The sequence below is a fragment of the Arsenophonus apicola genome (assembly GCF_020268605.1).
GTDB classification, from domain to species: domain Bacteria; phylum Pseudomonadota; class Gammaproteobacteria; order Enterobacterales; family Enterobacteriaceae; genus Arsenophonus; species Arsenophonus apicola.
This window is the reverse complement of sequence record NZ_CP084222.1, coordinates 2684669-2706566: the sequence shown is the minus strand read 5'-3', so window position 1 is coordinate 2706566 and position 21898 is coordinate 2684669. Positions and strand designations below refer to the sequence as shown.

Sequence of the window (21898 nt, the reverse complement as noted above, 5' to 3'; positions counted from 1 at the left end):
CCAATAAAAGCCGTGATATTTATTTGGCTTTTTTATGTTTCCAATATACAACAAGTGAGCCAATCAATCCGCTAATGAGTAACAGAATAGGTAAGAATATTAAAATATTCATGACAATATTTTCATGGCGTTTAATAAAAGGAATTTGATTAATTGCGTAGCCTAGAGAAACAATGATCCCAATCCATAATAGACCACTAAGCCAATTGAATAATTGAAAGCGACGGTGGCTTAAGGTTGAAAGTCCGGCTAAAACCGGCAATAGTGTGCGAACAAAAGCTAAAAAACGACCGAACAGAAGCGCATATAAGCCTTGGTCGTTAAATAATCGATTTGCACGATCGTGATACTCTTGTGGGATCTGTTTTAACCATTGTTTTATTACATTCGTATCACTAAGCCATCGCCCCTGTAAAAAACCTAACCAACAACCTAGGCTAGCAGCAATAGTTAAAATAATAATTGTCGGAATAAAGGAAAGAACACCTTTGGCAATCAAAGCACCGGAAAGAACAAGTAGTGTATCTCCGGGCAGAAATGCTGCAGGAAGAATACCGTTTTCTAATACAATAATGGTAAAAAGCACCGCATAAATAATCCATAAAGTATCGGGATTAATTAATTTAGCAAAATCATGATGCCAAATTGCCATCACGATTTCATTGAGAACTTGCATAGCTTACCCTGTTAATAACCACCAATGAAGAACCGATATAGTTGTCAGTTTACCTTAAAAAACTGGATTATGTTGGATTTATTCACGCGTTTATTATAAAAGCAGTTGGATAGAAAGTGCCTATCTCAGAGTAAAAATATTAAAGATGGCAAATGTATGTTGCGGCTATCTGTTATTAGAACAAATCAAATTGCTGCAAACTTATTGATAACAGGTAAATAAATAAAAATTTCATCAAATAGTAATGATAATTACTATCAAATGATTTAATGTCTGGTATGATCAGTAAGTTTTTCATAATGTAAGTGTGGAAAATAAAAATTTACTACGAATAGATTAGCTGGCATAAGCTATGATCAGCTAAAAGGATCGCGTTAAATAACAGAAGAGTGATAGCCAACTGATGCGTAAATTGATAGCTTCTATTTTATTGGCAATAAGTTTGATAAATGTAACTTTCGCCGAGACAAATCCGGTAGGTCTGTCTGAGCAGTTTCAGCCTGTTAATATACCTAATCAGCAAGATATATCCATTGCTAATCAAATTCCAACGACTTCGGCCAATGGAGAGCAACTAAGCGAGAAAGATCTTGCCACTGAAAAAAATGTAGCAACACTACAACAGGAACCTAACTTATTAACTGCACAAGGAGGATTTGATCAAGATCTTTCGATTTGGAGTATGTATCAGCATGCTGACGTGATTGTAAAAGCCGTCATGTTAGGATTAATTTTTGCTTCAATTATTACCTGGGCTCTATTTTTTTCAAAAAGCATCGAACTGATTGGAGCATACCGACAGCTTCGAAAAGAACAGCAAAAACTATCTAAAGTAAAATCACTCGATGAAGCGATAGGAATTGCTGCAACATTTAAAAAAAGTAGTATTACTCGAAAATTATATGATGAAGTTGTGGCGGAAAAAACATTATCTGCCGGCAGTCGTGATTTAAATGGAACCAAAGATCGTGCCAGTTTTCGCCTTGAAAGAGCTGTTGCTTCAATTAGTCGTTATATGGGGCGAGGTAATGGTTATTTAGCAACCATAGGGGCAATTTCCCCCTTTATTGGTTTATTTGGAACGGTTTGGGGAATTATGAATAGCTTTATTGGTATAGCTCATTCTCAGACGACTAATTTAGCGGTTGTTGCCCCTGGCATAGCAGAAGCTTTGTTAGCTACGGCAATAGGACTGGTAGCTGCGATACCAGCAGTGGTTATTTATAATTTATTTGCGCGCATGATTAATACCTATCGTGGACAACTGGGTGATGTAGCTGCTCAGGCTACGGTATTGTTAGGTAGAGATTTGGATTTAGCTGATAGTAAAAGAGAAAGGTAAGTACTTATGGCGATCCGTTTGAACGATGATTTAAATGATAATGGTGAAATGCATGAAATTAATGTTACACCATTTATTGATGTAATGTTGGTTTTACTGATTATTTTCATGGTTGCGGCACCTTTAGCAACAGTCGACATTAAAGTTGATTTACCCGCTTCTACGGCTAAACCCCAACCTAGACCGGAAAAACCGTTATTTTTAACAGTGAAAGAGAATGGTCAAATGTATGTTGGAGAGCAAAATGTTTCTCAGGAGCAATTGGCATCAGCTTTGGATCAGATAACTGGTATAAATAAAGAAACCACTATTTTTTTTCAAGCAGATAAAACAGTAAATTATGAAAGAATAATGGATGTAATGAACTTATTACGTAAATCTGGTTACCTTAAAGTGGGATTAGTTGGCATGGAGATGTCACAGAGCACAAAATAGCGTATTGCTAATATTGTCCACTGGGTAATTAAATACCCAGTGTTGATTTATATACGTTAGTAATAAATCAATAGTATAATATATTTTTTATATTCTATAAACATATTAATTGCATGGTTAATAAATTAGATAATTAATAATTTCAAATTTATTTATATTACAAAATAATAAACTATTACTTAGAATAAAAATATTTTAATAAAAAACTTATATTTATTTTTTATATAATTTATAGTTATTAATTTCATTTTTCTTAAACTAATAAGTTAGAAGTAAGCGTTGGTAAGTTTTTTATTCATATAAGTAGTTGACTTCTATTTATAGCATAGATAAAGAGAATGAATGTATTTAAGAAAGTTTAGCTTAATGTACGCTATAATTACCTACAAAAAAATAAGGTAATTTAATTGCCTTGTCAGATAAAAAATAATTTAATAAAAAATACTTGCATAAAAATAGAGTTTAATTATAGAATAATTATGCTAAATATTAGATAATATATTATTAATATTGTAGATAATTACTATTAGAGTAGAATAGTTGTGTTTATAAATCATTTGTACAATTAATATAGTTATGCCTGCAATGGAATTTATATCTAATAACCATAAACCATAGTCATTTTTTAAGCTGGCTATGATTTAAAGCAAGTTTAGAAATTTTAATGGGCTGACTTTTCAATAACTACATACAGCAAAGTATATCAATAATATTTAACTACAGTAATATTAACGTTATCTAGCCAAGATAACGTTTTTTTTAATCTATTTAATATGTTCCATATAGAAGTTGATATATTCAATTATCCATCTTGGTAAATAATAAATTTTTTATTTACTTTTTAATTTATGATTATTATTGATTTTAATGGAATTTTCAGTCGAATATAACTGAAACAGTTAGTATTATAATTTTTAGTGATAGAAAATTAATCTAACTATGATTAGTCATAATCTATCGGTTGAAAAAATTTGTCATAAAATATATATAAGTTACCACTTATAATTATATTTTATTCATTTATACAAATAAATGTATAGTGATATGCGTTTATATATCATCCAGTCTGGGAGGCGAGGGTGAATCTATCTAGTCGATAAAACTAAACTGGCGATTAAAAATCGCCATTCCTAGTGGTTTATTGCATTACCAAGTCAAGCTAATTAAATGTTCATTTCTGCACCGAATACATCAATTAGGCATTTTATCAGTGCACTAATTTCGTTTGTCATCAAAATATAGTCAGCATCAAAACGTTGGGCAAAATCTGTTTTATCAATATCATCATTTTGTTCTTTTATCAGATCACTAAATTTTAGTCTTTTAATTGTTCCGTCGTCGGAAAGAATAAATTGAATACGCTCTTCCCATTCTAATGCTAACTTTGTTACTCGTTTTTTAGCTTCAATGTGGGCGATAATTTCATCACAGAATAAATCTTGTTTTTTACAACGTATCACTCCATCTTCTTCAACGGGTGCTTTTAATTCAGCTTCATCCATTAAACTGAATCCATTAGCAGGTTTGCCAGAGCGCACCCACTCCGTTAAAGTTAGTTCGATCGGATTTTGATAACTTAAAGGCACAACCGGAAGCGAGCCTAATGTTTTACGTAAAAATGCCAGATTATCTTCAGCACGTTTAGTACTCGCTGCATCAACAATAATCAGGTTATTGGTTATATCTAACCAGATATAAGTATGACTGATTTTACTAAAGGCCCTGGGTAAAAGTGCATGCAGGACTTCATCTTTTAATGGATCTTTTTCGCTTTTTTTCAGTTTTCGTGCTTGGGCTGTTTCTATTTTCTTAATTTTAGCTTCTAACTCTTGTTTAATAACCTGTGCTGGCAGAAGCTTTTCTTCTTTTTGGACGCAAAGTAAAATTTGGTTATTAACCGTGTGTATTAGTGCTTCACTGTGAGATCCCATCGGTGAAGTCCAGCCCATTTTCATGATATCTTGGCTTGTGCATGGGCTATAAGCCAGGGTGGCAAGTTGTTTTTCAAGCTTATCTACGGATAATTTGAATTCCCGATTTAAGCGGTAGATCATTAAATTTTTAAACCACATCTCAAGGCTTCCTCGTTATTCCTTATTTAAAAATTGGGGATATGATAACGGATCACACTCTTCGACCCTAGTTTTCAATCGCTATTTTTATTGATTAAGTCAGTTTTAATCGATTTTATCCATCCGCATAGGTTATTTTTATCTTTAATAATTATTTAATTAAATGGTAAATTACATTTTTAAAATATAGGCTAATATTCTGTCATTAATTATTTTTAATGAAATTTTTATTGCTTGATACTGGTTTTTATAATCGATTAAAAAAGAGGGTAAATAATGTCTTATTTTTTTGATTAAATTATTTAATAAATTTTTAGAGGGATCTATTGCCAGAAATAGAATATAAAAATGAGATTATTTTTGCCATAAAAATAATATTTTTGCTGTATGCTTAAAGGTGATTTATTGTAAACTTACTGATTTTATAAGCTTGTTTTTTATTTATGAGGGTAGGGTTATTTTAATAAATTATTTTTAATTCATTTTATAAAATATTTTCATTTTATTATTTTATTATGATTTTTTAAATACTAAAAGCAAAGAAAATTATTTTATTATTTGAAATTGGCATTTTTCAATTATTTTGTTCAGCATAAATTAATGGGTATTTTTATGGCAAGAAAATTAAAACCCATCATAACATTTATTGCTACTTTATCTTTAGCAGAGATTTCACAGGCAACAAGTATTTATGATGATCAATATACGCGTTTTGATATTTATGGGCAAATTAGATTATTAAATAGCTGGGATACGGAAAAAAATAGAGCCATGATTGGCGATGATGGTAGTCGTATTGGTTTATTTGCCGAGCATAAGCTGCCTCATGAGGTTAAAGTATTTGGCAATATTGAATTAGGTTTAGATACGCAAAAGTCGAATAGTAATAATCCTAACAGCCAATTTGAACTCTATAATCGGGTTGGCTATGTTGGTATTTCTCATGCAGAATATGGGAAAGTACAATTTGGCCGTACTTATGTTCCTATTGATTCAGTTGCTAAATCTAATTTAGGTTATAACAATACTGGTGTGCTCTATTTTGCTGATGTACTGAGTCGAAATACCGGTATATCTTCTGGCTATGTAAAGCAAGAAAATGGCAATACCATTTATCGTGGTACTGGACGGGATATTTTTACCCTACGTTTGCCCCATACTATCTATTTAGAAACACCTTCATTTAAAGGCGTAAAGTTTGCAGGCAGTTATTCTAGACCCTCGGAAGGCAGTGGTGAGCGTGATTACAGTGATATTCTTCATGCTTACTCATTGGGTCTTTTTTATCAGAACGCTTTAGGTTTCGAACTGGCTACTGGTTGGGCTGAAGCGGTGGGTGAAAAAAACCAAACAGGAAAAAAACCGCAAGACAAAATGTTCGCATTGGGGGTCAAATATATTTTTCCTGATAAGACCGCTTCAATTGGAATTGATTATGGTCGGTTACAATCAACGAATGTAGTAGTCGCCAGGAAAACACTGACGCCAACATCGGTGACAGGGGATTGGTCAGCTCATCTCTACAGTATTGGCGCAAAATGGCACTGGCCAGAATCAGATACAGGCTTATATGCCGGTTACGGACTAAGATCAGGCGATAAAAAAACCTTTGACTATCCAAAGCAGACTTATACGTTAGGTGTAGATAAAGACTTTGCAGTAATGAAAAATAAGCAATTACTTTTATATATGGAAATGGCGTATAACCACCTTCATAGTAAAAATCAAGCTTATGAGAAAGATAATTGGTTTTTGGTTGAGACAGGTTTGCGTTTCTTTTTCTAACCAATTTCATGAAAATTCACCCTAATGAATGATAGCGATTTAGTCTATTATATAAAGGTAAAAATTATAATAACAGCCAGAATGGCTGTTATTTTTTATATTAGATTCAATGGCAAAATCACTATATTTGGCAAACCATATCTTATCAATTGTTATCTTAATGGTATAAGAAAGTCACTAAAAACGCATAGTGTTTTGCTATACTAATGCCGACTTGCTAATAGTTAGTAACGATTGGACAAAATAAATTCTGCTGCAAGTTGTGTTAATTTTCACCAAATACTTTGAAGCGAATGTTATCGTCAATATAGGTTTTTTCATTAGCCGGTTGTTTAATTGCACCAAAGACTAACTGAGCACGTAATTTCCACGAGTTTGGGATCTTCCAACTGGCATGCACTTTTTCATCAATGAGTGGATTGTAGTGTTGCAGTGATGCGCCCACTTTTTCTTGTGCTAGACTCGCCCAAACCGCATATTGTGCCATTCCGCTACTCTGTTCTGACCAAACAGGGAAGTTATCGGCATAAAGTGGGAATTTTTGCTGTAATTCTTTGATAATATTTTGTTCTTCAAAAAATAATACCGTACCTGCGCCGGCAGCAAAACTATCGATTTTTTTCTCTGTGGTAGTAAATATCTCTTTAGCAACAATTTCTTTTAGCGTTTCTTTGGTAATATTGTGCCACAGTTTTTTATGTTCATCGCCTAATAAAATAACCACCCGCGATGTTTGGGAATTAAATGAAGAAGGTGCTTCTTTAACGGCTTCTTTAACCAATTTAATAAGTCTTGCTTGAGAAATAGGTAATGAGTTATCTATATTGTAAATGGTTCTTCTTTCTTTCATCATTTCTATAAATTTGTTTGGCATTATATTCTCCTTATATTAATAAGGTCATAAATTGATTGTGCGCAGCTAGGTTATTGATAACTATAATCGGACTGACAAAAAATCATAGATAAAAAATTTAACTATATAGTTCAAAAATTCAGTTATTAATTAATTTTGTGAATTACATACCAGATCTCATCTTAAGTTTAAAAATTTGCAACTTAATAAAATTGGCGACAATAATTCATTAAATGGTTATAAATATGAAATAATAGTGCCAATTAATTTGATAATGAAATAATGATAGGATCAATCATGGTAAGACGTATTCTGGTCGTCGAAGATGAAACTGCGATCCGTGAGATGATTTGCTTTATATTAGAACAGAATGGATTTCAAACAGTTGAGGCAGATGATTATGATTCAGCAATCGCGCAGCTTATAGAGCCTTATCCTGCACTTATTTTGCTGGATTGGATGATCCCAGGTGGTTCGGGCATCCAGCTTATTGCCCATATAAAACGTGATCAACTGACGCGAAATATTCCCATTATGATGTTAACCGCTAGGGGAGAAGAAGCAGATCGGGTACGTGGTTTAGAAATAGGTGCAGATGATTATCTTACTAAACCTTTTTCACCTAAAGAGCTGATTGCTAGGGTAAACGCAATTTTACGTCGTGTTTCAGCTTTGGCTAGCGACAATGTTATCGAAATGAACGGATTGAAATTAGATCCTGCTTCTCATAGGGTAATGAGCGATACAATGTCGATAGAACTGGGACCGACAGAATATAAATTATTGTATTTTTTTATGACCCATCCAGAACGAGTTTATAATCGTGAGCAATTATTAAATTATGTATGGGGTGTGAATGTTTATATTGAGGATCGTACAGTAGATGTGCATATTCGTCGTTTACGTAAAGCACTGGCTGTGGCTGGTCATGAAAAAATGATCCAAACTGTTCGAGGTACAGGCTATCGTTTCTCTGTCCGTTATTGATTGCTGGTTATAAGGAAAAGTCGACGTGCTTGAACGTTTGTCGTGGAAAAACTTAGTGGTTGTTCTGGTTTTATTCTGCTTACCGGCATGTGGATTATCACTTTTTATTGGTCATTTATCTTGGTTGCTCGTGATTTCACTATTAGCGGCTTTATGCTGGCATAGTTATCATTTACTGAAATTATCCGATTGGCTTTGGCTTGAACGTCGTTTACTGCCACCCACCGGGAAAGGTGTTTGGGAGCCGATTTTTTATGGTATTTATCAGTTACAACAACGTAATCGTAAACGCCGGCATGAATTGGTACAGATTATTAGGCGATTTCGTAGTGGTGCAGAATCTTTACCTGATGCCGTAATCATCATGACCGCAGAAGGTAATATTGTTTGGTGTAATCGTTTAGCTGAATATTTATTAGGTTTTCGTTGGCCAGAAGATAGTGGGCAATCTATTTTCAATTTACTTCGTTATCCTGATTTCAACCGCTATTTTATTTTGGCCGACTATTCCGTGCCATTTACGATAGCGTTAAATAACGGTGCAATAGTTGAATTTCAAATTATGTCTTATGTTGATGACCAATTACTAATGGTTGCAAGAGACATAACGGAAAAGGAGAAATTGGAAAAATTACGCGGCGAATTTTTTGCTAATGCTAATCATGAGTTACGCACACCGTTGACCGTTTTGCAAGGTTACCTGGAAATCATGGATGAGCAAAACGATAGCTATCCGGCTAATAAAAAAGCCTTATGCTCAATGCGTGAACAAGTGGCACGCATGGATAGTTTAATTAAACAAATACTCCAGCTTTCCCGCATTGAAATAGCAGCGCATATTAATTTGAATGAACAGATCAATATTCCGGCAATGCTAAATATAATAAAACAGGATGTAATAAATTTAAGCTTGGCAAAGCATAAAATTATTTTTGATGTAGATAAAGAATTGCAAGTTTATGGTAATGAAGAGCAATTAAGAAGTGCTATTTCAAATCTTATTTATAATGCGATTAACCATACACCGGTTGGAACATCTATTCACATTTGTTGGCAACATGTTAAACAGGGAGCACTTTTTTCTATTCGCGATAATGGTCCGGGAATTGCTTCCACGCATTTGCCACGTTTAACGGAACGTTTTTATCGAGCAGATAAATCGCGTTCTCGCCGAATGGGCGGCGGCAGTGGATTAGGATTGGCTATTGTTAAACATGCATTAATTCATCATCATTCCCAATTAAATATTGAAAGTCAATTAGGTAAGGGGTCGGTATTTAGTTTTATTTTACCGTCTAGTTTAGTTGTGATAACAAAAAATGGACAAAATTAAATTTCATTGGCTGTATTTTAGTTAAATAAGTTTAGCAAAATAATACATTTGCATGAGTAAATGTTAGTGTTGGTTAAATTTTGTGCAAATCATATAACGTATATTGAGTAAACACTAAAACCAATCACTAAATAAAAAATTTATTTCAGATTTTTATTCTGCTTTTTCGATTTACTATTGCCTTTTATCATTATAAAAGTTTTACTTGTAGTCTGTTATTGGCGTATTTTTCTGTTTTTATCAAATTTATCAGATTAATTAAATATATTTTTTACTGATTAAAATTAGCGGAGATCACAGTCAATAAATAAAAAGTGGTTTAGGTTTTAGTTCTACTTAAGCTGGATGATAAATAACAACAAATTAACAACAATTATGGCATATCGTTTAACATCGAGAGATATTCTAGCGTTAGGGTTTATGACCTTTGCGTTATTTGTAGGAGCAGGAAATATTATTTTTCCTCCCATGGTTGGTTTGCAAGCTGGTGAGCATGTATGGATAGCGGCAGCTGGATTCCTGCTAACAGGTGTTGGTTTGCCTGTTATTGCTGTTATCGCCTTAGCAAAAGTAGGTGGCGGTATCGAACAGCTTAGTGCGCCGATTGGCAAATGTGCGGGGTTACTGTTAGCAATCGTCGCCTATTTATCGGTCGGGCCATTATTTGCGACACCTCGTACTGCAACCGTTTCTTATGAAGTCGGAATTGCCCCACTAGTAGGCGGCGTTTCTTCGATTTCATTGTTTATCTATAGTCTTATTTATTTTGCCATTGTGATAGCGATTTCACTCTATCCAGGCCGATTGCTCGATAGTGTAGGGCATATCCTAGCGCCAATAAAAATGATTGCATTAGCTATTTTAGGTATTGCTGCGTTACTTTGGCCAGCAGGTGAACCTATTATGTCAACGCCATCCTACACAGAAATGGCTTTTTCTAATGGTTTTATTAATGGCTATCTGACTATGGATACCTTGGGTGCGATGGTTTTTGGCATTGTTATTGTGAATGCTGCCCGCTCACGTGGCGTCGAAAATTCCGCTCTTCTAACCCGTTATACGATGTGGGCTGGATTAATTGCCGGCGTGTTATTAACATTGGTTTATGTTTCATTGTTTAAACTGGGTGAGAATAGCGGCACGTTATTGCCTAACGCCAGTAATGGTGCTGATATTTTGCATGCCTATGTGCAACATACTTTCGGTAATTATGGTAGCTTTTTCTTAGGAGTACTGATTTTTGTTGCTTGTATGGTAACGGCGGTTGGACTTACTTGTGCTTGTGCTGAATTTTTCGCGCTTTATGTACCATTTTCTTATCGTAAATTAGTCTGGATACTTGGTATCTTTTCTATGGTGATTTCTAATTTAGGATTAAGTAAACTGATTGAATTCTCTATTCCAGTATTAATTGCGATTTACCCACCATGTATTGTATTGATTATAATGAGCTTTACTTTGAAATGGTGGAAGTGTGCATCCAGGGTGGTTGCGCCAACAATGTTGGTAAGTTTACTATTTGGTTTATTAGGTGCCATGAAATCCTCTGAGCTTTTGCAAGCATTCATTCCTGCAATGGCAAAAAAATTACCACTTTATAATCATGATCTAGCCTGGCTGGTACCATCATTAATTGTCTTAGTTTTGTTTGCATTATATGATCGTATTAACACTAAACAGCACTAATATAAAGTTAGATGCCTAAAGCATGTAATTTAATAGCAATAAACCCTAGTCTTTAATCAGCTAGGGTTTATTTGTTTTCATTAATAGCGCTCTTTTTTTTGTTCGAGTTTCAACAAAGATGATCATTTCTGGATAAAATTGCCAAAAGAAAGTAGAAAAGCGAGAGTAATGCAGAATAAAGTCATCAAAGGAACCGATTAAATTAACCAGTTTAGGCCGTCTGCGCGCCATGCTGTTTAATACATTACTAATATATTCAGGTTCTGCATAACGGATCAGCCAGTTTTGTGACCATAAATACTCATTTAATTCTTGAAATTTCTCTGGGGTATAATATAAGTTCGGTTCAATTTGCTGGCGAGCATAATCAACAAATTGGGGTAGAGTTTGCTTTGATTCGATTTGATCCCAATATAAAGCGAGAAAATGATCCCAAACTAAATCGAGAGTAATTGCGGCGACTCGACGGTATGGCGGCCGAAAAAGTTGCTTTGCATTAATCACAATGGGGTGTTGATCGGTAAATTTATCTACTTGGCGATGCATTCTGATCCCGGCCACAATATCCGGTGAATACAAACCATCAGGATCACCGCGAACGAAATCCGCCATTAAATTTCCTAATAAGGAACTTTGAGCTCGTTGAGCTAAATGCAAGTGTGCAAGAAAATTCATAGTGTCATTATAAGTGAATTTTTAGTTTTCGTGATGCTTATTTGTTGCACTGTCTTTATCACCGCACTAGACTAGTGCGCTTGTTTTGATCAAATAGTATAAAGAAATGCGTATTTCTGATTTTGCTTTTAAATTACCTGATGAGTTAATAGCCCATTATCCCTTAGCTAAACGTAGTCACTGCCGGCTACTTTCTTTAGACGGTTCAACTGGTGAACTGGCTCATGGTATTTTTACTGATATTATTGATAAATTAGAATCAGGTGATCTGCTAGTTTTCAATAATACGCAGGTTATACCTGCACGCCTTTATGGCCGTAAAATGTCTGGTGGCAAAATTGAAGTATTAATTGAGCGCATGTTAGATCCCCACCGAGTTTTGGCACATGTTCGTGCTTCGAAAGCGCCCAAGGTAGGCGCTGAATTATTATTAGGTGATGATGAAAGCGTCAAAGCTATTATGTTAGCAAGACACGATACATTATTTGAAATTGCTTTTCAGGATCAGCTTGATGTGTTAGCTATCTTAAATGATATTGGCCATATACCATTACCTTCCTACATTGCTCGTCCTGATGAAGAAGTTGATAGAACACTTTATCAAACAGTTTATGGCCAACGACCTGGTGCAGTTGCTGCGCCCACGGCAGGATTACATTTTGATGAATCATTACTAGCGGCGCTGCGGCAAAAAGGGGTCGAAATGGCATTTGTGACGCTGCATGTTGGTGCAGGTACATTTCAACCTGTTCGGGTGGAAAATGTTGCTGAACATACCATGCATGCAGAGTATGTTGAAGTATCGCAAGAGGTTGTTGATGCAATATTGGCGTGTAAAGCGAGAGGTAAACGGGTTATTGCGGTTGGCACAACTTCAATTCGAGCTTTAGAAAGTGCGGCGAGCGCCTGTAAAGAAGGTATTATTGCTCCCTTTTTTGCTGATACCCGAATTTTTATTTACCCAGGCTTTCATTTTCAAATTGTCGATGCATTGATTACTAATTTCCATTTACCTGAATCAACTTTAATTATGTTGGTATCTGCTTTTGCTGGTTATCAAAATACGATGAATGCCTACCAAAAAGCAATCGCAGAAAAGTATCGTTTTTTTAGTTATGGGGATGCCATGTTTATCACGCATAATCCAAATGCAATGAATGAAAAAATTGGCTAACGCGTTCTTAACTTGATAATTAACATCATCAATTTAGTTACTAAATTGGTAAATAACACATTGGACTGTTTTTCTGATGTTGGAGAGGCAAAGTGAAATATGAATTACAAACCCAAGATGGGCAGGCTCGTCGAGGTCGTTTGATTTTTGAGCGTGGTACAGTAGAAACGCCTGCTTTTATGCCGGTTGGTACTTATGGCACAGTTAAGGGTATGACGCCGGAAGAAGTTAAACAGACCGGAGCACAAATTCTGTTAGGCAATACTTTTCATTTATGGTTGCGTCCCGGGCAAGAGATAATGAAATTACATGGTGATTTGCATGATTTTATGCAATGGCAAGGACCAATTTTGACTGACTCAGGTGGATTTCAAGTTTTTAGCCTTGGTGCGATGCGTAAAATTAAAGAAGAGGGTGTCCATTTTCGTCATCCAATTAATGGTGAAAAAATTTTCCTTAGTCCGGAAAAATCGATGGAAATTCAGTATGATCTGGGTTCGGATATTGTCATGATTTTTGATGAATGTACGCCTTATCCAGCAGATTGGGATTATGCTAAAAAGTCGATGGAGATGTCGCTTCGTTGGGCACAACGTAGTCGTCAACGGTTTGATGAGTTAGGCAATAAAAATGCGCTTTTTGGCATTATTCAGGGCAGTGTTTACCCGGATTTACGAGACATATCAGTAAAAGGCCTGGTTGAGATTGGTTTTGATGGCTATGCTGTTGGCGGTTTAGCTGTGGGAGAACCGAAAGCAGATATGCATCGCATTTTAGAGCATGTTTGCCCACAAATTCCGCATAATAAACCACGCTATTTAATGGGCGTCGGTAAACCGGAGGATCTAATTGAAGGGGTTCGTCGCGGCATTGATATGTTTGATTGTGTGATGCCAACCCGTAATGCACGAAATGGTCATCTATTTGTCACTGAAGGGGTAATTAAAATCCGTAATGCTAAATATAAATCGGATACTTCGCCACTAGATGCCCATTGTGACTGCTATACTTGCTCTAACTATAGCCGTGCTTATTTACATCATCTTGACCGCTGTAATGAAATTCTTGGGGCCAGGCTTAATACCTTACACAATTTGCGTTATTATCAACGGCTAATGGCTGAAATTCGACAAGCGATTGAGAAAGGTGAATTTGAGGCTTTTGCGGTAGCGTTTTATCGACGAATCAATAAATCGATTTCATCAAACTAGAGTATAATTTCAGTCGTGCTAATTGAATCAAATCAGTGTAGGATTTATTGGCTTAGATTAATTTTTTGAGTTAGACATATAGTTTTAATCACAATGAGGAAATTTTGATGAGTTTGTTTATTTCTGAAGCAGTCGCTTCAGCGGGTGGTCAGGCGCAAGGAAACCCATATTCTTTGATCATCATGCTGGTTGTTTTCGGATTAATTTTTTATTTTATGATTTTACGCCCACAGCAGAAGCGAGCTAAAGAGCACAAAAAATTAATGGATTCTATTTCTAAAGGTGATGAGGTACTAACAACTGGTGGATTAATTGGCCGTGTCACCAAAGTATCTGAAACAGGTTATATTGTTGTCGCATTAAATGACAGCAATGAAGTAACCATTAAACGTGATTTCGTTGCTGCTGTACTACCAAAAGGTACAATGAAGTCTATCTAATTTCTGATTTTCCCGAAGGGAATTGCCGTGCTAAATCGTTATCCTTTGTGGAAGTATTTGATGTTGATCGCTGCGTTACTCATCGGTCTGCTGTATGCGCTTCCCAATCTTTATGGAGAAGATCCGGCTGTTCAGATCACTGGCGTGCGGGGAACCGCTGCCAATGAACAGACTGTTGATCAGGTTCGCAATATTTTAAAGAAAGAGAAAATCGAAAGTAAATCAATTGCACTGGAAAACGGTGTAATTCTTGCTCGTTTTGATAATCCAGATGTCCAGTTACATGCACGCGAAACCCTAGTTGCTGGTTTAGGAGAGCAGTATATTGTGGCGTTAAATCTGGCACCTGCCACCACTCATTGGTTAAGGGCATTGGGCGGTGAACCCATGAAATTAGGGTTAGATTTGCGTGGTGGTGTTCACTTCTTAATGGAGGTGGATATGGAAACGGCGTTGGGTAAATTACAAGAACAGAATATGGATGGCCTGCGTAGTGATTTACGAGAAAAAGGGATCCCATATTCAACGATACGTAAAATAGATAATTACGGCGTTGAAATTCGTTTCCGTGATGATAGTGATCGCTCACAAGCAGAATCTTATCTGACACCACGTTATCGTGATTTAGTTTTTACTATGGGTAACAACAATATATTAACGGCAGTAATGACAGATGAGCGGATCCGTGAAGCGCGTAATTATGCAGTATCACAAAATATTAATATTATCCGTAACCGCGTTAACCAATTAGGCGTTGCTGAACCATTGGTGCAACGTCAGGGAGCTGATCGTATTGTCGTTGAATTACCGGGTATTCAAGATACGGCGCGAGCAAAAGAGATCCTCGGTGCAACTGCAACACTGGAGTTTCGCTTAGTTAATGTCGGCATAGACAGTTCGGCTATTCAACGTGGCCATATTCCTGGTGATTCCGAGATAAAATATACGCGTGATGGCGAGCCGGTGGTTCTTTATAAACGCGTGATTTTGACAGGGGATCACATTACTGATTCGACATCTGATATGGATGAAATGGGTAGTCCACAGGTCAGTATTGGTCTAGATAGTGTCGGTGGCTCTATTATGTCTGATTTTACGCGTGATAATCAGGATAAATTGATGGCAACTTTATTTGTCGAATATAAAGATAGCGGGCGAAAGGATGCCAATGGTCGTGCTATTTTGGTAAAAGATGAAAAAGTCATTAATGTCGCCAGAATCTCCGCTCGTTTTGGTAGCAAATTTCGTATTACCGGTATTAGCAATCCAACAGAAGCTCGTCAATTATCTTTATTATTACGCGCTGGCGCATTGATTGCACCCATTCAAATTGTTGAAGAACGCACAATTGGGCCAACATTAGGATTGCAAAATATTGAGCAAGGTATGAAAGCCTCATTAGCTGGTTTACTCGCTTCTGTGCTGTTTATGGTCATTTATTATCGCAAGTTTGGCCTGATTGCCAGTTCGGCGTTGTTAGCAAACTTGATCCTCATTATGGGAATTATGTCCTTATTGCCGGGAGCTACTCTGACCATGCCGGGAATTGCTGGTATTGTTTTAACGCTTGCTGTTGCAGTGGATGCGAATGTATTGATTAATGAACGTATTAAAGAAGAGCTAAAAAATGGTCGTTCGGTACAGCAAGCGATACATGAAGGTTATAAAGGGGCATTTTCCAGTATATTAGACGCGAATTTGACAACTGTGATCACGGCAACCATTTTGTATGCGGTAGGCACCGGCTCTATTAAGGGCTTTGCTATTACTACGGCAATTGGTATTGCCACCTCCATGTTTACTGCCATTGTAGGAACACGTGCTATCGTGAACTTATTGTATGGTGGTAAACGTATTAAAAAGCTGTCTATTTAAGGAGCGTGGTTATGGCGCAAGATTACACAGTAGAACAGTTAAATCATGGCCGCAAAGTTATCGATTTTATGCGTTGGGATTATTTAGCGTTTGCTATCTCAATTGCTTTGTTTATTCTTTCCGTTACGGTCATATCATTGAAAGGTTTTAACTGGGGATTAGATTTTACCGGTGGGACTGTAATTGAAATTAACCTCAGTCAACCTGCAGATCTTGATAAAATTAGAGCCAGTTTAGCGAATAATGGTTATCAGGAACCTCTGATCCAAAATTTTGGTAGCAGCCGAGATATTATGATCCGGTTGCCTCCCACTGAAGGCGTGGCAGGTCAAGAAATCGGTAAGTCTATTATTTCAGTGATTAACAAAAATGTCGATGATCAAGCAACGGTTAAGCGCATCGAGTTTGTTGGGCCGAGTGTCGGTAGTGAATTAGCTCAAACCGGAGCAATGGCACTTTTAGCAGCTTTGATCTGTATTTTGATTTACGTTGGTTTTCGTTTTGAATGGCGTCTGGCTGCTGGTGCGGTAATATCATTAGCTCATGATGTAGTTATTACATTAGGCATTGTGTCGCTTTTTCAAATTGAAGTTGATATGACTATCGTTGCTTCATTAATGTCGGTTATCGGTTATTCCTTAAATGACAGCATTGTTGTTTCTGATCGTATTCGTGAAAATTTCCGCAAGATCCGCCGCGGTACTTCATACGAAATAGTCAATGTTTCCTTAACACAAACATTGAGTCGAACACTTATTACATCAGGAACTTCTTTATTAGTGGTACTGATGCTCTATCTTTTTGGTGGTTCAATACTGAAAGGATTTTCTCTAGTTATGTTAATTGGGGTGACGATTGGCACCGTTTCTTCAATTTATGTTGCTTCTGCTCTGGCATTAAAGATGGGAATGAAACGAGAGCATTTGATCCCTCCTAAAGTCGAAAAAGAGGGAGCAGATCAAAATTCTCTGGTGCCTTAAAGGTAAATTTTGTTAACTTGCACCCTGTTAGATTGCGCTAGCAGGGTGTTTTTCATTGATAGCTGGGTTAAACTGAAAAACCGGACCCTAAAATCAGGAAATTTTATGCATTGCCCATTTTGCACCGCTGTAGATACCAAAGTGATTGATTCACGTCTGGTTGGCGATGGTTCGCAGGTTCGTCGTCGTCGACAATGTCTTGAATGTCATGAGCGTTTTACGACTTTTGAAGTGGCTGAATTAGTTATGCCACGGGTAGTAAAAAGTGATGATGTGCGTGAGTCATTTGATGAACACAAACTTAGACGAGGTATGCAAAAAGCACTAGAAAAACGCCCGGTAAGTTCTGATGATGTTGAAACAGCTATTAACAATATAAAATCGCAACTTCGCGCAACTGGAGAGCGAGAAATTCCGGCGAAAATGATCGGAAAAATTGTCATGGATGAGTTAAAAAAATTGGATAAAGTTGCTTATATACGCTTTGCTTCGGTTTATCGTAGTTTTGAAGATATTCGTGAATTTGGCGAAGAAATAGCTAAGTTACAGGATTAAGAGTAAAAAATGCCCCCGTTTGATCAGCAGTTTATGAGCCGTGCGTTGTCATTGGCCAGCCAAGGACGATTTACTACTTCACCCAACCCGAATGTAGGTTGCGTCATTGTGCGCGATGGTGAAGTTGTGGGAGAAGGTTTTCATTGTAAAGCAGGCGATGAGCATGCGGAAATTTATGCTTTACAAATGGCGGGTGATAAAGCTAATGGAGCAACCGCATATGTCACATTAGAACCCTGTAGCCATTATGGTAAAACGCCGCCTTGTGCAGATGCGTTAATTAGTGCAGGTATTCGGCGTGTTGTTGTGGCGATGCAAGATCCAAATCCTCAAGTTGCAGGACGTGGTTTACTTAAACTCCAGCAGGCTGGTATCGAAGTAATTCATGGTTTACTAATGGATGAAGCTGAGCAGTTAAATCGAGGCTTTTTAAAAAGGATGCGAACCGGTTTCCCCTATGTTCAACTTAAGTTAGCCGCATCCCTTGATGGTCGGACAGCGCTTGCATCAGGTGAAAGCAAATGGATCACTTCGCCAGCAGCTCGTCAGGATGTGCAAAATTTCAGAGCTCAGGCGAGTGCAATTTTAACCACCAGTGCCACTGTCTTAGCAGATAATCCTGCTTTAAATGTTCGTTGGACAGATTTTGCGCCTGAACTGCAAAATATATATCCTAAAAGTCAGTTGCGCCAACCAATTAGAATTGTTTTGGATCGCAATAATCAAGTAAAACCAGAACATTTTGTAACAAAATCAGCGGGTGAATGTTGGCTTATTCGCCCGAATCCTATCGCGCAAAATTGGTGTGGTAATGTTGAACAAATAACCATCCCAACCTACCAAAATGGTATTGATTTAGTTTTGCTGATGATGCAGTTGGCTAAACGTAATATTAATTCAATTTGGGTTGAAAGCGGGCCAACCCTTGCTGGCGCTTTGTTGACACTAGGCTTAGTTGATGAATTGATTGTTTATATAGCCCCTAAAATTTTAGGGACAAGCGCCAGAGGATTAATTAATATTCCAGAATTACAAAAATTGAAAGATGCACCTGGATTCGAATTTATTAATATTGAACTTATTGGCACTGATTTACGTTTAACACTGCGTCCATTGTGATGTCATATTCTTATTAGCTGGTTAGCTTAACAGAGCCTAGTTCTATTGTTGAAATAATATTAATTGATTCAATCTAGCGTTTCTAATAACTGTTCTAAAGTTAGCTAAATTCAGCAGCGCAGTATATAAAAGAATATGGTAAAATTGTTGTTTCTGTACAGAATAATTAGTATTTAAGGAAGGCTATGAAGGAAATAAAAGCTACGGTAACAGCACCAAAAGCGCGTATAGCAATAGCTATTGCACGTTTTAATCATTTTATAAACAATAGCTTGCTCGAAGGCGCTATGGATACCCTGGCGCGTGTAGGTCAAGTTAAAACAGAAAATATTACGGTAGTTTGGGTGCCTGGTGCTTATGAACTACCATTGACGATTAAAACATTAGTAGAAACAAAAAAATATGATGCAGTGGTTGCTCTTGCTAGCGTTATACGTGGTGCAACCCCACATTTTGACTATGTTGCCGGTGAATGTAGTGCTGGACTTTCTAATGTTGCGATGACTAGTAATATTCCGGTTGCCTTTGGCGTATTAACCACCGAGGATATTGAGCAGGCCATTGAGCGTGCAGGTACAAAAGCAGGGAATAAAGGTGCTGATGCTGCGTTAGCTGCGCTGGAAATGGTTAATGTAATTCAGGCCATTAAAGGCTAAATATTTTTTTAAGGGGAATTTTGTGAAACCTGCTGCTCGTCATCGCGCGCGTGAGTGTGCTGTTCAGGCGATTTATTCGTGGCAATTATCGGGTAATAGTATTGCTGATGTTACAGAGGAATTTTTATCTGAACAGGATATGTCAGATGTTGATGTAACTTACTTCCGTGAGCTACTTAATGGTGTTTCAACGCATGTGTCGGAACTGGATAAAAAGATGGCTCCTTATCTTTCTCGTCAATTGGGGGAACTGGGTCAGGTAGAGAAAGCGGTTTTACGTTTAGCGATGTTTGAACTCTGTTACCGTAATGATGTACCTTATAAAGTTGCTATTAATGAAGCGATAGAATTAGCAAAAGTTTTTGGTGCCGAGGAGAGTCACAAATTTATCAATGGTGCCCTCGATAAAGTTGTTGCTATTGTACGTAAGAAGTAATGGTGTTCAGGCTTTTCGAATAATTTGATGTTCATTTTGATTATAAGGTAGTGTGATAGCCTTATAGCAATCGGAACATAGTATATTGGAATATTATTATGGTTTGTGGCGAATTTGATATCATCGCACGTTATTTTAATCGTCAACAGCAAAATCGGCATGACGTTAATATCGGCATTGGTGATGATTGTGCATTGATAACAATACCGGAAAAACAGCAATTAGCAATTACTACTGATACACTAGTTGCTGGTATCCATTTCCTTGATAGTATTTCACCAGAAGATTTAGCCTACAAATCTTTAGCGGTTAATTTGAGTGATTTAGCCGCTATGGGTGCCGATCCTGCCTGGGTTTCTCTGGCGTTAACATTGCCACAAATCAATGAAGATTGGTTGGCAAGATTTAGTTCTAGCCTATTTGAACAGCTTAATTATTATGAAATGCAGCTTATTGGTGGCGATACAACCCGTGGGCCAATGAGTCTAACCTATACTGCCCATGGTTTGATTCCTATAGGTAAATCACTAACACGGTCAGGTGCCTGTAATGGTGATTGGATTTATGTCACCGGAACATTGGGAGATAGTGCAGCAGGTCTGGCGATTTTACAATCTCAGTTGGTTGTTGATGATGTAAAAGATCGTCATTTTTTGCTCCAGCGTCATTTAAGGCCACAGCCACGTATTTTGCAAGGCCAGGCTTTACGCCATCTTGCTTCTTCAGCGATAGATATTTCTGATGGCTTGATTTCTGATCTCGGTCATATTCTAAAAATTAGTGGCCGTGGCGCTAAAATTAAATTGGATTTTTTACCATTATCCGACGCATTGCGCAGACAAGTTACCTCAGAGCAGGCATTAAGCTGGGCGTTAAGTGGTGGAGAAGATTATGAACTGTGCTTTACCGTGCCAGAGATAAACCGTGGTGCATTAGAGTCAGCACTCGCCCATACTGGGGCAAACTTTCATTGTATTGGTCAGATCACACCAGAATCAGAAGGTATTCGCTATTTTCATGGCAATAAGGAAGTTTCACCTGATTTAGCCGGGTTTGATCATTTTATTGAGGAAGCTTGTTATGACTGATGCCAAATCACGCTTAAAACTGTCAAATCCTTGGCATCTATTGGCAACCGGATTCGGTAGTGGTTTATCACCTATCATCCCTGGAACCATGGGATCCTTAGCGGCTATTCCGTTCTGGCTACTTATGTATTGGCTGTTACCGGTTTGGTTATGTTGGTTAATTATTTTATTTGGTTTTGCTGTTGGCATTGTTATTTGTCAACGAACATCTGATGATATGCAAGTTCACGACCACGGTAGTATTGTTTGGGATGAATTTATTGGCATGTGGATGACCCTTATGGCGATACCGTTGGTTAATTGGCAGTGGGTATTGATCGCATTTGTGCTTTTCCGCTTTTTTGACATGTTAAAACCTTGGCCTATTGGTTGGTTTGATCGGCAAGTAGGCGGAGGATTAGGTATCATGTTAGATGATATCATTGCGGCCATTTTTGCTATTGTGATCATAGCTGCTCTTGTTCACTGGTTTCCTACATTTTTATATCAGTGAGTTACTGAAAATCAAAAGCGATCGCTA

Annotated in this window: 21 protein-coding genes; 17 read left to right on the top strand and 4 right to left on the bottom strand. The window is 37.1% G+C overall.

Translation table 11 applies throughout. The features are described 5' to 3' along the window. Positions 1–19: 19 nt before the first annotated feature. The gene (locus LDL57_RS12870) at positions 20–676 is read right to left on the bottom strand and encodes a DedA family protein (RefSeq protein ID WP_180559627.1); all 657 of its coding nucleotides are present in this window, start codon (positions 674–676) and stop codon (positions 20–22) included. A gap of 403 nt (positions 677–1079) precedes the next feature. Between LDL57_RS12870 and exbB the strand changes: the two genes are divergently transcribed. Continuing rightward, complete coding sequence (exbB, locus tag LDL57_RS12865) at positions 1080–2018, top strand: tonB-system energizer ExbB (RefSeq protein WP_225505896.1); 939 nt, start codon at positions 1080–1082, stop codon at positions 2016–2018. 6 nt (positions 2019–2024) lie between these two features. Continuing rightward, positions 2025–2453 (top strand): TonB system transport protein ExbD, encoded by a 429-nt coding sequence (gene exbD / locus LDL57_RS12860; RefSeq protein WP_180559629.1) that lies wholly within the window; start codon positions 2025–2027, stop codon positions 2451–2453. A 1163-nt stretch (positions 2454–3616) separates the two neighbouring features. Here exbD and rdgC read toward each other — a convergent pair. Next, on the bottom strand, positions 3617–4525 hold the full coding sequence (gene rdgC / locus LDL57_RS12855) for a recombination-associated protein RdgC (RefSeq protein ID WP_180559630.1): 909 nt from the start codon (positions 4523–4525) through the stop codon (positions 3617–3619). Positions 4526–5137: 612 nt separating this feature from the next. Here rdgC and LDL57_RS12850 point away from each other — a divergent pair. Further along, complete coding sequence (locus LDL57_RS12850; RefSeq protein WP_225505894.1) at positions 5138–6310, top strand: porin; 1173 nt, start codon at positions 5138–5140, stop codon at positions 6308–6310. 265 nt (positions 6311–6575) lie between these two features. Here the strand turns inward: LDL57_RS12850 and LDL57_RS12845 are convergent, their stop codons facing one another. Beyond that, positions 6576–7184: a nitroreductase family protein gene (locus LDL57_RS12845; RefSeq protein WP_180559632.1), complete on the bottom strand. Its 609-nt coding sequence runs from the start codon at positions 7182–7184 to the stop codon at positions 6576–6578. A 276-nt stretch (positions 7185–7460) separates the two neighbouring features. Between LDL57_RS12845 and phoB the strand changes: the two genes are divergently transcribed. From phoB to brnQ, 3 genes are all read left to right on the top strand, one after another. Further along, positions 7461–8150, top strand: a complete 690-nt coding sequence (gene phoB, locus LDL57_RS12840) for a phosphate regulon transcriptional regulator PhoB (protein ID WP_225505892.1) — start codon at positions 7461–7463, stop codon at positions 8148–8150. 25 nt (positions 8151–8175) lie between these two features. Further along, positions 8176–9483 (top strand): phosphate regulon sensor histidine kinase PhoR, encoded by a 1308-nt coding sequence (gene phoR / locus LDL57_RS12835; RefSeq protein ID WP_225505884.1) that lies wholly within the window; start codon positions 8176–8178, stop codon positions 9481–9483. A 375-nt stretch (positions 9484–9858) separates the two neighbouring features. After that, on the top strand, positions 9859–11169 hold the full coding sequence (gene brnQ, locus LDL57_RS12830) for a branched-chain amino acid transport system II carrier protein (RefSeq protein WP_180559635.1): 1311 nt from the start codon (positions 9859–9861) through the stop codon (positions 11167–11169). 60 nt (positions 11170–11229) lie between these two features. Here the strand turns inward: brnQ and LDL57_RS12825 are convergent, their stop codons facing one another. Continuing rightward, entirely contained in the window at positions 11230–11844 is a 615-nt protein-coding gene (locus tag LDL57_RS12825; protein ID WP_180559636.1) for an acyl carrier protein phosphodiesterase, read from the bottom strand. 106 nt (positions 11845–11950) lie between these two features. Here LDL57_RS12825 and queA point away from each other — a divergent pair, with 106 nt between their 5' ends. From queA to pgpA, 11 genes are all read left to right on the top strand, one after another. Further along, complete coding sequence (gene queA, locus LDL57_RS12820) at positions 11951–13018, top strand: tRNA preQ1(34) S-adenosylmethionine ribosyltransferase-isomerase QueA (protein WP_180559637.1); 1068 nt, start codon at positions 11951–11953, stop codon at positions 13016–13018. Between the two features lie 92 nt (positions 13019–13110). Further along, entirely contained in the window at positions 13111–14229 is a 1119-nt protein-coding gene (gene tgt, locus LDL57_RS12815) for a tRNA guanosine(34) transglycosylase Tgt (RefSeq protein ID WP_180559638.1), read from the top strand. Positions 14230–14336: 107 nt separating this feature from the next. After that, the gene (gene yajC / locus LDL57_RS12810) at positions 14337–14669 is read left to right on the top strand and encodes a preprotein translocase subunit YajC (protein ID WP_180559639.1); all 333 of its coding nucleotides are present in this window, start codon (positions 14337–14339) and stop codon (positions 14667–14669) included. 27 nt (positions 14670–14696) lie between these two features. Then, positions 14697–16544, top strand: a complete 1848-nt coding sequence (gene secD, locus LDL57_RS12805) for a protein translocase subunit SecD (protein ID WP_180559640.1) — start codon at positions 14697–14699, stop codon at positions 16542–16544. An 11-nt stretch (positions 16545–16555) separates the two neighbouring features. Further along, entirely contained in the window at positions 16556–17524 is a 969-nt protein-coding gene (gene secF, locus LDL57_RS12800) for a protein translocase subunit SecF (protein ID WP_180559641.1), read from the top strand. A 105-nt stretch (positions 17525–17629) separates the two neighbouring features. After that, the gene (nrdR, locus tag LDL57_RS12795) at positions 17630–18079 is read left to right on the top strand and encodes a transcriptional regulator NrdR (RefSeq protein ID WP_026821453.1); all 450 of its coding nucleotides are present in this window, start codon (positions 17630–17632) and stop codon (positions 18077–18079) included. A gap of 9 nt (positions 18080–18088) precedes the next feature. Next, positions 18089–19198: a bifunctional diaminohydroxyphosphoribosylaminopyrimidine deaminase/5-amino-6-(5-phosphoribosylamino)uracil reductase RibD gene (ribD, locus tag LDL57_RS12790; protein WP_180559642.1), complete on the top strand. Its 1110-nt coding sequence runs from the start codon at positions 18089–18091 to the stop codon at positions 19196–19198. Between the two features lie 185 nt (positions 19199–19383). Beyond that, entirely contained in the window at positions 19384–19854 is a 471-nt protein-coding gene (gene ribH / locus LDL57_RS12785) for a 6,7-dimethyl-8-ribityllumazine synthase (RefSeq protein ID WP_180559643.1), read from the top strand. A 22-nt stretch (positions 19855–19876) separates the two neighbouring features. After that, positions 19877–20290 (top strand): transcription antitermination factor NusB, encoded by a 414-nt coding sequence (nusB, locus tag LDL57_RS12780; RefSeq protein ID WP_180559644.1) that lies wholly within the window; start codon positions 19877–19879, stop codon positions 20288–20290. Positions 20291–20388: 98 nt separating this feature from the next. Next, a complete protein-coding gene (gene thiL, locus LDL57_RS12775) occupies positions 20389–21378 on the top strand; it encodes a thiamine-phosphate kinase (protein ID WP_180559645.1) in 990 nt (329 codons plus the stop codon). After that, positions 21371–21871 carry a phosphatidylglycerophosphatase A gene (gene pgpA / locus LDL57_RS12770; RefSeq protein ID WP_180559646.1) on the top strand — a complete coding sequence of 167 codons (501 nt, stop codon included), beginning with the start codon at positions 21371–21373 and terminating at the stop codon, positions 21869–21871. The genes thiL and pgpA overlap by 8 nt, the downstream gene beginning before the upstream one ends. Positions 21872–21898: the final 27 nt, after the last annotated feature.

Bases quoted from the DNA above. Each gene is read 5' to 3' on its own strand.
- ribH (WP_180559643.1), top strand. From the start codon at position 19,384: ATGAAGGAAATAAAAGCTACGGTAACAGCACCAAAAGCGCGTATAGCA.
- LDL57_RS12850 (WP_225505894.1), top strand. From the start codon at position 5,138: ATGGCAAGAAAATTAAAACCCATCATAACATTTATTGCTACTTTATCT.
- phoB (WP_225505892.1), top strand. From the start codon at position 7,461: ATGGTAAGACGTATTCTGGTCGTCGAAGATGAAACTGCGATCCGTGAG.
- thiL (WP_180559645.1), top strand. From the start codon at position 20,389: ATGGTTTGTGGCGAATTTGATATCATCGCACGTTATTTTAATCGTCAA.
- LDL57_RS12870 (WP_180559627.1), bottom strand. From the start codon at position 676: ATGCAAGTTCTCAATGAAATCGTGATGGCAATTTGGCATCATGATTTT.
- LDL57_RS12845 (WP_180559632.1), bottom strand. From the start codon at position 7,184: ATGCCAAACAAATTTATAGAAATGATGAAAGAAAGAAGAACCATTTAC.
- nrdR (WP_026821453.1), top strand. From the start codon at position 17,630: ATGCATTGCCCATTTTGCACCGCTGTAGATACCAAAGTGATTGATTCA.
- ribD (WP_180559642.1), top strand. From the start codon at position 18,089: ATGCCCCCGTTTGATCAGCAGTTTATGAGCCGTGCGTTGTCATTGGCC.
- yajC (WP_180559639.1), top strand. From the start codon at position 14,337: ATGAGTTTGTTTATTTCTGAAGCAGTCGCTTCAGCGGGTGGTCAGGCG.
- exbD (WP_180559629.1), top strand. From the start codon at position 2,025: ATGGCGATCCGTTTGAACGATGATTTAAATGATAATGGTGAAATGCAT.
- exbB (WP_225505896.1), top strand. From the start codon at position 1,080: ATGCGTAAATTGATAGCTTCTATTTTATTGGCAATAAGTTTGATAAAT.
- brnQ (WP_180559635.1), top strand. From the start codon at position 9,859: ATGGCATATCGTTTAACATCGAGAGATATTCTAGCGTTAGGGTTTATG.
- queA (WP_180559637.1), top strand. From the start codon at position 11,951: ATGCGTATTTCTGATTTTGCTTTTAAATTACCTGATGAGTTAATAGCC.
- pgpA (WP_180559646.1), top strand. From the start codon at position 21,371: ATGACTGATGCCAAATCACGCTTAAAACTGTCAAATCCTTGGCATCTA.
- secF (WP_180559641.1), top strand. From the start codon at position 16,556: ATGGCGCAAGATTACACAGTAGAACAGTTAAATCATGGCCGCAAAGTT.
- LDL57_RS12825 (WP_180559636.1), bottom strand. From the start codon at position 11,844: ATGAATTTTCTTGCACACTTGCATTTAGCTCAACGAGCTCAAAGTTCC.
- rdgC (WP_180559630.1), bottom strand. From the start codon at position 4,525: ATGTGGTTTAAAAATTTAATGATCTACCGCTTAAATCGGGAATTCAAA.